Here is a 9,927-nt window from a genome sequence, read left to right as displayed (position 1 = left end):
CGGCACTGGCGGGATGCCCGGTTGACGAAGATCTTCGAGGGCACCAGCGAGATCCAGATGCGGATCATCTCCGACGAGCTGCTGGGGAGGGCCGCCGAATGACTGCATCCACGGTCGGCGATCGCACGGTGAGCGATGCCCGGCGGGTCTCCGAACTCGCACTGTCCCTGCCGGAATCGTCGTTGACGGGAATCGCCGTGGCGGGGCTGCTCGCTCCGCGACCGGAGGTCGGGGCCACACGCACCGGGCTGCAATGGAATTCGCAGTCCTCGGTGACGGATGACGACGTCGTCCGCGTCGAATCCGTCGTCACGCGGGTCGAACAGTCTTCGGACGGGGCAGTCCTCGATCGGCACGTACGACTCGTCGACGACGGTGGGTCGATCCGCGAGCAGGGCATCGAGACGTGGCGTCTGCCCGACCCCGCCGGAGTCCGATACGACCCGGCGGTCGACTTCTGCACCCCCGCCTGGGGAGAGGTTCTCCGCGAATCGCTCTCTTCCGACCCTGCCTTCGCGTCCTCGCTGGCGACGTGGGACGGCACGGTGGGCCTGCGCTGCACGGACGCCTCGGGCGGCGCCCGCGAGGTGCATTTGCGGATCTATCGCGGCCGGATCATCGACGTCGCGCGCCGCGTCCCGGGTGGTGCCACGTTCACACTCGTCGTCCCGGCCGTGACGTGGGTCGACCTGATGGTCGCCGAACACAACGACTTCATGCGCCGCGCGATCAGCGGTGAATTCTCCTCCAGCGGCGACGGGTACGAGTATCTGCGACTCACCAAGCCGCTCGACATCGTCATCGCCCATGCCCGCACCGCCGCACGTGAGTGGCGCCGCGTGCCGGAGCACACTTTGCCACTCACGTGCGGAAGGGAGGCCCGGTCGTGATCGAGGCCCGGTACCTGGACATCGACGGCGCGCTCGGCCTCGTTGAAATCGTCACCTCCGACAATCGTCCGGACAGCGAGACACCCACCGTGCTGTGCCTGCACACCGCGGGGCAGAGCGGAGTTCAGTGGCGCCATGCCGCGTCCGCATTGGCAGACCGCGGTTACCGAGTGATCGTCCCCGACCTTCCGGGGCACGGGCGTTCCGAGCCCGCGGTCGACGGCCCGATCACCAGCATCGTGGTGTTCGCGGACTGGCTCGGGAAGGTCCTCGACGCCCTCGCCGTCGAACGGCCCTTCGTCATGGGATGTTCCATCGGAGGCAAGTTGACACTCGAACTCGCGACCCGCCCGTCGCGGCCGCTGGCCGGGGCGATCGCCATGGAAGCCGAGGCCGGTCCCGGCCGCGTCAACGTCGGCGGATTGCGCCGCGAACTCGAGGACGTCGCCGGACCCAGCCGCGCCGACCGCACGTATCTGGGCACCCTGGCGTCCATCGGGCGGTCCGTGCCCGAAACTCAGGCCCGCCTGATCGCCACGATGCACAAACGCGAGGACCCGGAGATCTCGTCCTCGGACCTCATCGCCTGGGGAACACACGACGTGCGGGACCGTCTCGCCGACATCACCTGCCCCATCAGGCTCGTCGCCGGAGCGCAGGACCCGTGGATCCGGGCCGGACTCGTCGAGCAGGCGGCAGCGAGAATCGAAGACGCCCGTCCGGGATCGACGACGTTCACCCTGCTCGACGACATCGGCCACTACCCCATGGAGGAGATCGACGATTTCGCCTCGGTGGCGGACGGTTGGCTGACGGAACTGCGCACCGCGGCGGTGCTCTCGTGACGGCGCACGACACGGCCACGCGCCGTGACACCCTCGCCGCGCTGCTCGACGAACTCGTGACCGCCGACCCGCAGGCCGCCGTCACGATCGACGTCGTCGACGGCGAACCGCTCGTCTCGGGCCGCGCCGACCTCCGCGACCGCGTCGAGGCACTGAAGTTGGAACTCTCGAGGGCCGGTGTGCGCCGCGGCCAGTGCGTGGCGGTGCTGCTGCCGAACTGGTCCGATGCACTCGTCTGGCAGCTCGCCTCGTCGGCCGTCGGTGCACACGTCATCGGCGTCAACACCCGGTACAACACGCACGAGATCGCGCACATCCTCACCTCCGCGCGACCCGCGGTGGTCGCCGTGGCCGACCACTTCCACGGCCTCGACCTGTTCGGGCGACTCGACGAGGCGCAGCAGTCCGTCGACCTCCCGGCCCCGGCGGTCGCGGTGGTGCGCGGCCCGGCGGCCGCGGGCGAGGCGCCCGATCCGGCGCGATTCGACCTCGGCGGCGGCGCCTGGACGGCGGGCAGCGCGGACACCGGCGGTGTTCGGGTGCCGGAGACCCCCGACATGGCCACCACCACCGCCGCGGGCGAGCGGGCGGACCCCGGCGACCCGCTAGCCGTCGCCTTCACCACGTCCGGATCCACCGGCGTCCCGAAACTCGCGGCCCATCGGGAATCCGCGGTGGTCCGGCACGCGCGAGCCGACGCCGTCGTCCTCGACATCGAACCCGGCGACGTCACGCTCTGTGTGCTGCCCGTGTCGGGCGTGTTCGGATTCAGCACCGCCCTGGCGACTCTCGCCGGCGGCGGCGCCCTCCTGATGGAACCCGTCTTCGACGCCGCGGCCACGCTGGGCCGCATGCAGTCGCTGAAGGTGACACACGTGGTCGGCGGCGACGACCTCTTCACCCGCCTCCTCGACACCTGGCACGGGGGTCACCGCGCCGACCTGTCTTCGCTGAAGCGGCTCGGGATCGCCGACTTCCTCGGCCGTTCGCACGAGGTGGCCGTGTGGGTCCGGGACGAATTCGACGCCGTCACCACGGGCGTCTTCGGGTCTTCCGAGGTGTTCGCACTGATGCTGCTGTGGGATGTCGCCGACCCGGAAGCCCTGCGCTGGAACGGCGGTGGGCGCCCGGTGGAACCCGCCATCGAGATCCGGATCGCCGACCCACTGGACGATTCCGCTCTCCCCGACGGCGAACAGGGCGAGCTGCAGGTACGCGGACCGAACGTCGTCGACGCGTACCTCGGCAATCCGGACGCGGCCGCGCGCGCGTTCACGCCGGACGGGTGGTTCCGCAGCGGCGATCTGGCCGTCGCGACCGGCGACGGCGGCTACACGTACGTGTGCCGGATGGGCGACGTGCTCCGGTTGCGCGGATTCCTGGTGGACCCGGCCGAGATCGAGCACCGACTCGCCGAACACGACGGCGTCCACCTCACGAAGGTCGTCGGAGTCACCGGCGGCGGCGGATACACCGAAGCTGTCGCGTTCGTCGTCCCGGCCGAGAACGCCGACGTCGACGCCCGAGAGCTCAAGTCTTGGTGCGCAGAGTCGTTGGCGGCGTTCAAGGTTCCCGCCGCCGTCCACATCATCGAGGAAATGCCGACCACAGTGGGCGGTAACGGAGCCAAGATCCGAGCGGTCGAACTGCGCGAATGGGCGCAGCGGTGGACCGATCACGAAAGGGATTTCCGCAGTGCCTGAAAACTCGAACGCGCAGGCGACCGACGTCGTCGTCTGTGAGCCCCTGCGCACCCCCGTCGGCCGATACGGCGGCCAGTTCAAGGACGTTCCCGCCGCCGACCTCGGCGCCCGTGTGGTGTCCGAACTGATCCAGCGCACCGGAGTGGATCCGGGCAGCATCGACGACGTGATCTTCGGTCAGTGCTACCCGAACGGCGAGGCACCCGCCATCGGCCGCGTCGTGGCCCTCGATGCGGGACTGCCGGTGACGGTTCCCGGTCAGCAACTCGACCGTCGCTGCGGATCGGGTCTGCAGGCTGTGCTCGACGCCGCGATGCGGGTGCAGACGGGGATCGCCGAACTGGTGATCGCCGGCGGCGTCGAATCGATGAGCCGCGCCGAGTACTACACCGAAGCGATGCGCTGGGGAGCCAAGGGCGCCCCGGCGGTGCTCCACGACCGGCTCGCCCGCGGGCGCGTCACCGCCGGCGGACGCAACTATCCGGTGCCCGGCGGCATGCTGGAGACAGCGGAGAACCTGCGCCGCAAGTACCGGATCAGCCGTCGCGAACAGGACGAACTCGCGGTCAGTTCCCATCAGCGGGCGGTCGCCGCCATCGACTCGGGGAAGTTCGCGCAGGAGATCGTTCCGGTGGAAGTCCCGATCCGCAAGGGTGATCCGCAGCTCGTCGACCGGGACGAGCACCCCCGCGCCGACACGACGGCCGAGTCACTCGCGCGTCTACGGCCCATCATGGGCGCCACCGATCCCGACGCCACCGTCACCGCAGGCAACGCCAGCGGGCAGAACGACGGCGCGGCGGCGTGCCTCGTCACCACCCGAGGACAGGCGGAGCGTCTCGGTCTCCGGCCGCTTGCCCGCCTGGTCACCTGGGCGGTTGCCGGCGTGGAGCCGTCCGAGATGGGGATCGGACCGGTTCCGTCCACCGAGCGGGCACTGAAGCGTGCCGGACTGACGCTCGCGGACATCGACCTGATCGAACTGAACGAGGCATTCGCGGCGCAGGCACTCGCCGTCACCCGCGAATGGAACTTCGGCGAACAGGATTTCGCCCGCACCAACGTCAACGGGTCGGGGATTTCCCTCGGACACCCGGTCGGTGCGACGGGAGTCCGAATTCTCACCACCCTGCTGCGCGAGATGGACCGTCGCGGCGCCCGGTACGGCCTCGAGACTATGTGCATCGGCGGCGGCCAGGGTCTGACCGCGATCTTCGAACGGGCCTGACCGCTCAGCTGTCGAGGGTCCGAATCCAGTCGGTAAGCGCCCGCACGACCTGTGCGGGCGCTTCCGGCATCAGTGCGTGGCTGGCATTGGGGACGACGGTCACGGTGACCAGTTCGCCGAACCGGTCACGTAACTCGTTCGCCGTCTCGCGGGGACGGAACGGGTCGAGAGCGGACTGCAGGTCGAGGATCGGCTGATGCGCCACCGCCCACCACTCGTCCTTCGGGGTGGCGGCCGCGGCGGCGAGTTGACGCTCCGACACCTCCGGGTACCAGCCGCCGAGCCATTCCGTCGGATCGTTGCCCGGCGCGAAGAATCCGGTCTGCAGGTAGCCGATCCGCTCCGCGTCGGGCAGTGAGGAATCGGCGCACTTCACCGCCAATGCGGTGAGCGCAGCAGGATAATTGCGGGCGCCGGCGGCAGCCACGACGACGCCGTGCACCAGATCGGGCCGGTCGGCGGCCAGCATCCGTGCGACGTAATGCCCGTAGGCGTGACCGACCACCACCGCCGGGCCGTTGCCCTGTGCCTCGATCACCGCGCCGACGTCGGCGGCCAGGTCGTGCAACGTGATGTTCGCCAGCGGACCGGTGCTGCGGCCGATGCCACGAGGCTGCGGTCGGGCGACCCGGAACCCGTTCTGCGCCAATCCGCCCGCGACGTCGTCGTAGTCGTACGACTCCCGGCCGAGCGACGGCAACAGGATCACCGTCGGCCCACTTCCTTCGACGACGACCTCGATCACCGCGGTCGCGGTGCGCACGAACTCGGTGGTCCGGGGCGGTGACGTGCTGGCCATGACGGTTCCTCCACAAGCGTAAGACCCCGGGCGACACGAAGTCTCATCGTGTCGCCCGGGGACATGGTCGGTGTTTCAGTCCGCGGCGGGATCGAGCGCGAAGTCGTAGGTGACAACCTTACGCCCGGTCTCGTCCAGCCGCGGATCCAGGAGGAGTTCGGGTTTCGTCGCGGTGGCGACGTCGTCGTCGATCCAGTCCCCGCCCGCGAAATACAGCTGCGTGATGATCGGCTGCTTGCCCGGCGAGGTCACCCGCAGATGCAGGTGCGCCGGGCGCCACGGGTGCCAACCCGCGGACTCGATGAATCGACCGGTCGGACCGTCGGTCGGAATCTTGTACGGCGCAGGCTGAATGGTCGTGATCTCGTACCGGCCGTCCGCGTCGGTGACGACGGTCCCGCGCAGATTCCATTCGGGCAGGTGCGGGGCGAACTGCGAGTAGTAGCCTTCGTCGTCGGCATGCCACAGTTCGAGGGTGGCACCGCCGAGCCCGGTGCCGTCCAGGTCGGTGACCTGGCCCCGGAGGACGAGCGCGGTGTGCGCCCGATCCTCCTCGCGCATCGGAAGTGTGCACCGCGCGGGGAGTTCCGGTGCTCCGGGGACGTAGTACGGTCCCTCGATGCTCCCCTTGGTGCCCTGGAAGTTCCGGGAGTTCACGTCTTCGATCTCGTGCTCGACGAAGACGTCGAGGAGCAGCGGCCATTCGCCGCCCTCGCCGACGTCGATGAGCCACTGCTTGAGGACGCGATACTCCTGGTACGTGACGGCGTGCTTCTGGATCAGCGCGCTCAATCCGGCGAGCGCCTCGGTGGCGATGGCGGACAGGCGCTCCGGGGACGTGTCGGCGGTGAACCGGGCGCCCTTGAACTTGTCCGTGGCGGCGTTGCCGGATCCGACGGCGGTGGGGCTCTCGAGCGTGGTCATGGTAGCTCCTGGTCTGTGAACTAGCTGCGGCCGAAGTAGGAGACGTCGTCGTTGCCGATCAGGTCGGGCACCGTCCAGCCGTCGAGGTCGTACTCGGCGAGGCACTGCTCGGCGAGGCCCTTCATGGAGCTGACCGTTCCCCGGTTCTCCGCGAACATCAGCAGTTCCGCCTTCACGCCCTCGTGGTTACCGGCGTAGTTGCGCTCGTACAGTTCGTGACGGCCGCCGAACTCGCTGCCCACCGAATCCCACAGGGCCTTCATGATCTTCACGCGTTCGACCGCGGGCATTCCCTCGGAGCCGCGGACGTACTTGTCGAGGTACGGGCGGACGTCGGGCGACTTGAAGTCGGCGGACGACGACGGCAGGTAGATCAGCCCGGATGCAACGTCCTGCTCGATGATCTCCTTGATCCGCGGGTAGCCCTGCTGCATGAACATGCGGTAGGTGAGGCCGTATTCGAGCTTGGGGATGACGGTGTCACCCACCCAGGGCTCGGGGTCGCGGACCATGGATTCAGTGAGCGACCAGAACAGGTTTCGCCAGCCGATCACTTCACCGACACGGGTCTGCACACCCCGGAAGCCGCCGGCCCCGGTGGCGTCGAGGGCCTTCATCAACATGCCGGCGATGAAGTCGAGCTTCACGGCCAGCCGAGTGCAGCCCTGCAGCGTGAAGCGGGGCAGGAACCCCGACTGCGGGAAGAAGGCGTTGATCTTCTCCACGTCGCCGTACATGAAGACGTTCTCCCACGGCACCAGCACCTTGTCGAAGACGAAGATGGTGTCGTTCTCGTCCATCCGCGACGAGAGCGGGTAGTCGAACGGGCTGCCCATGACCGCGGCCTGCTGGGTGTAGGACGTGCGGCAGATCAGCTTCACGCCCGGTGCGTCCATCGGCACTGTGCAGATGAGGGCGAATTCCTTCTTCTTGATCGGCAGCCCGTAGTGGGCGATGAAGTTGTAGTTGGTGATCGCCGACCCGGTGGCGACGACCTTGGCGCCACTGACGATCAGGCCGGCGTCGGTTTCCTTTTCCACCTTCATGAACACGTCACCGACCTCGTCCGGCGGCAGTTGCCGGTCGACGGGCGGGTTGATGATCGCGTGGTTCCAGTACAGGACCTTCTCCTGCGACTCCTTGTACCAGCGTTCCGCGTTGTCCTGGAACGGTGAATACAGCTCTTTGTTGGCGTGCAGGGTGCCGAGGAAGGACGCCTTGTAGTCGGGGGAGCGGCCCATCCAGCCGTAGGTCATGCGCGCCCAGGTGGCGATCGCGTCGCGGTCCTTCAGCAGGTCGTCCGACGTCTTGGACGCCCGGAAGAACCGCATCGTCACGCCACCGTTGCCGGTGTCGGTGGGTGTCGTCAGGGCGTCGACGTGCTCGCCGGTGTGCATCGCGTCGTAGAGGCGGGCGGTCATCCGGATCGGGTTGCGGAACGCCGGGTGCGTCGTGACGTCCTTCACCCGTTCCCCGTGCAGCCAGATCTCGCGGTCGTCACGCAGCGATTCGATGTACTCGTCACCGGTCATCGGCCGCGACGCGAAGTTTGCGGTGCGGTTGGCATCGCAGTCGGCGGCGGTGTTGACCGTGCTGCGGTCGACGGGGGCTTCGGTGGTGGTCATGGTGTTCCCTTCGAAGATCATGGGTCGGGGGCTGTTCGTCAGGACGCAGCGCGCGCGAGCTGCGGGTGGACCGGGGTGAACGACGCGGTGGCGTCGAACCATCCGCTGTGCGGGTCGTCGAGGCAACCGTTCCACGCCGCAGTGCCCGACACGGCACCCAGATCGTGGAATGTGCTCCGGTAGAACAGCAGTGGGTCCTTGACCGGGTCGACGGACGCATCGACGATCTCGCCGATGAAGATGACGTGGTCGCCGCCGTCGTAGGACGCCCAGGGCGAACACGTCAGCGTGGCCGCGTTGCCGGACAGGGCGGGAGCGATGCCGGACTCGTCCCACACCGGCTCCGTCCGTTGTGGTTTGCCCGCGAAGTGCATGGCGGTGTCGAGCTGATCGGCGGCCAGAATGTTCACCGCGAACGGCGCATCGCTCAGGTAGCTGCACGCCTTCGACTTCCGGGTCAGCGTCACCTGGCACAGTCGAGGTTCGATCGAAATTGCGGTGAACGCGGTGACGGTCGCCCCGTGCGGCTCGCCGTCGGAGTTCGCGCACGTGATCACGGTGACGCCACTGGCGAACTGGCCGAAAATGTTACGGAGGGTGCGCTGATCCATTTTTCGTGACCGCCTTTCTGCACGATTCGTGCGATCACCCCCTCGTTTGGGGGCACCTGCACAACGTATGACGGGCGTCACAGTGCGTCGATCCTCATTGCGAACCGCCGATCCGGAACGCGAAACGGGATTGATGGAGGCGGGGTGCAGGGCCTTGCAGTGACGTGAGTCACAGGCGATGCTAGGGTCGGGAGTTGCTCGAACGCCGCTGAAGCGCGAGGTGAGAGGTCTGGACGTACGTATGCGAGGACAGTTGGAAGGCCCCGGTTTCACCGACTGGGACGAGGTTCACGAGGTGGTCGCGGACGCGTACTTCCCTCACGAACTGCGTCCGCTGTCGCGTGACAACGCCGCGCGGTCGTCGCTGGAATCGTCCGACGTGGGCGCGTCGCGGCTCGCCCGGATCGGATTCGGGGCAGCCGTGGCCATCGAGTCCGACCATCCCGGCGCGTACGGCATCAACATCCCCCTCACCGGTCGCATCGTGTCCGTCACCGGCGGCACGGAAGTGACGTCGACGCCGGGGCTGGCGACGATCTGTCCGCCCGACACCCGGACCGTGATCACCAACTGGAGCAGTTCCTGCGAGATCATCGGCTTCAAGGTGGACCGGGACTACCTGCGGCGGGAGATGGACCGTGTGCTCGCCAGGCCCGGTCAGCTGTTGCCGCGGCAACTCGACCTGCGTGCGGGCGCCGGAGCGGAGTGGCTCAGGCTCGTCCGTTCCGTCGCCGACCAGGCTTTGCACGACAGCGTTCTCCTGCGCAGTGAGATGGTGTCGCAGCAATTGTGTGGTGCCTTGACCACCGCTCTCGTGCTCACCGCGATGCCGGACGACGACACGGGCTCGTCGGGAATCCGCCCGCGCATCGTCAAGCGGGTCATCGACGCGATCCACGAGGATCCGGCCCGCCCCTGGACCGCAGGCGAGATGGCCGAACTCGTCGGCGTGAGCGTCCGGCGCATGCAGCAGGGGTTCCGCGAATACGTGGGCATGACGCCGATGGAGTTCCTCGTCGACGTGCGCCTCGAGCGTGTGCACGCCGATCTGATCGGAAGCGCCTCCTGTGCAACTGTTTCGGAAGTCGCCACCCGCTGGGGAATCATGCACACCGGCAGATTCGCCGCCGCCTACCGCCGCAAGTACGGTGTGACGCCGTCCGAGTCGCTGCGGGACCGCGGCCTGTGAAAGTTGTCGGACCCCCGCGATAGTATTCGCACATGAGTGGCGCTCCTGAGGTTTGTGTGGGCGTCATTTCTGCTGTTCAGGGTGGGTTGTGTTGTTGGACGCAGCGTTCGGCG

General features: G+C 68.0%; 10 protein-coding genes. 6 read left to right on the top strand and 4 right to left on the bottom strand.

From position 1 onward, the window contains the following. From MLGJGCBP_RS53210 to MLGJGCBP_RS10810, 5 genes are all read left to right on the top strand, one after another. The coding region (locus MLGJGCBP_RS53210; protein ID WP_160095474.1) for an acyl-CoA dehydrogenase family protein at nucleotides 1-102 on the top strand (102 nt) is incomplete at its 5' end. Next, nucleotides 99-890, top strand: a complete 792-nt coding sequence (locus tag MLGJGCBP_RS10825) for a hypothetical protein (RefSeq protein ID WP_160095472.1) — start codon at nucleotides 99-101, stop codon at nucleotides 888-890. The genes MLGJGCBP_RS53210 and MLGJGCBP_RS10825, both read left to right, overlap by 4 nt. After that, nucleotides 887-1,735: an alpha/beta fold hydrolase gene (locus MLGJGCBP_RS10820; RefSeq protein ID WP_160095470.1), complete on the top strand. Its 849-nt coding sequence runs from the start codon at nucleotides 887-889 to the stop codon at nucleotides 1,733-1,735. Before MLGJGCBP_RS10825 ends, MLGJGCBP_RS10820 begins: the two co-directional genes overlap by 4 nt. Next, a complete protein-coding gene (locus MLGJGCBP_RS10815) occupies nucleotides 1,732-3,438 on the top strand; it encodes an AMP-binding protein (protein WP_160095468.1) in 1,707 nt (568 codons plus the stop codon). Before MLGJGCBP_RS10820 ends, MLGJGCBP_RS10815 begins: the two co-directional genes overlap by 4 nt. Beyond that, on the top strand, nucleotides 3,431-4,666 hold the full coding sequence (locus MLGJGCBP_RS10810) for an acetyl-CoA C-acetyltransferase (protein ID WP_160095466.1): 1,236 nt from the start codon (nucleotides 3,431-3,433) through the stop codon (nucleotides 4,664-4,666). The genes MLGJGCBP_RS10815 and MLGJGCBP_RS10810 overlap by 8 nt, the downstream gene beginning before the upstream one ends. A gap of 4 nt (nucleotides 4,667-4,670) precedes the next feature. On the opposite strand, the gene MLGJGCBP_RS10805 is transcribed toward MLGJGCBP_RS10810, so the two are convergent. The 4 genes from MLGJGCBP_RS10805 to MLGJGCBP_RS10790 all read right to left on the bottom strand — a co-directional run bounded on the left by MLGJGCBP_RS10805 (nucleotide 4,671) and on the right by MLGJGCBP_RS10790 (nucleotide 8,625). Next, nucleotides 4,671-5,465 (bottom strand): alpha/beta fold hydrolase, encoded by a 795-nt coding sequence (locus tag MLGJGCBP_RS10805; protein WP_160095464.1) that lies wholly within the window; start codon nucleotides 5,463-5,465, stop codon nucleotides 4,671-4,673. 75 nt (nucleotides 5,466-5,540) lie between these two features. After that, nucleotides 5,541-6,389, bottom strand: coding sequence for a catechol 1,2-dioxygenase (gene catA / locus MLGJGCBP_RS10800; RefSeq protein WP_160095462.1), 849 nt, complete (start codon nucleotides 6,387-6,389; stop codon nucleotides 5,541-5,543). A 20-nt stretch (nucleotides 6,390-6,409) separates the two neighbouring features. Then, complete coding sequence (locus tag MLGJGCBP_RS10795; RefSeq protein WP_160095460.1) at nucleotides 6,410-8,014, bottom strand: 4-hydroxyphenylacetate 3-hydroxylase family protein; 1,605 nt, start codon at nucleotides 8,012-8,014, stop codon at nucleotides 6,410-6,412. Between the two features lie 38 nt (nucleotides 8,015-8,052). Next, a complete protein-coding gene (locus tag MLGJGCBP_RS10790; protein WP_160095458.1) occupies nucleotides 8,053-8,625 on the bottom strand; it encodes a flavin reductase family protein in 573 nt (190 codons plus the stop codon). Nucleotides 8,626-8,866: 241 nt separating this feature from the next. Between MLGJGCBP_RS10790 and MLGJGCBP_RS10785 the strand changes: the two genes are divergently transcribed. Continuing rightward, entirely contained in the window at nucleotides 8,867-9,814 is a 948-nt protein-coding gene (locus MLGJGCBP_RS10785; RefSeq protein ID WP_160095456.1) for an AraC family transcriptional regulator, read from the top strand. Nucleotides 9,815-9,927 lie beyond the last annotated feature (113 nt).

The sequence above is a fragment of the Rhodococcus sp. T7 genome (genome assembly GCF_009872365.1).
GTDB lineage: Bacteria > Actinomycetota > Actinomycetes > Mycobacteriales > Mycobacteriaceae > Rhodococcus_F.
Note: the sequence above shows the minus strand (reverse complement) of the source record. Positions and strands in the feature narration are given on the sequence as shown.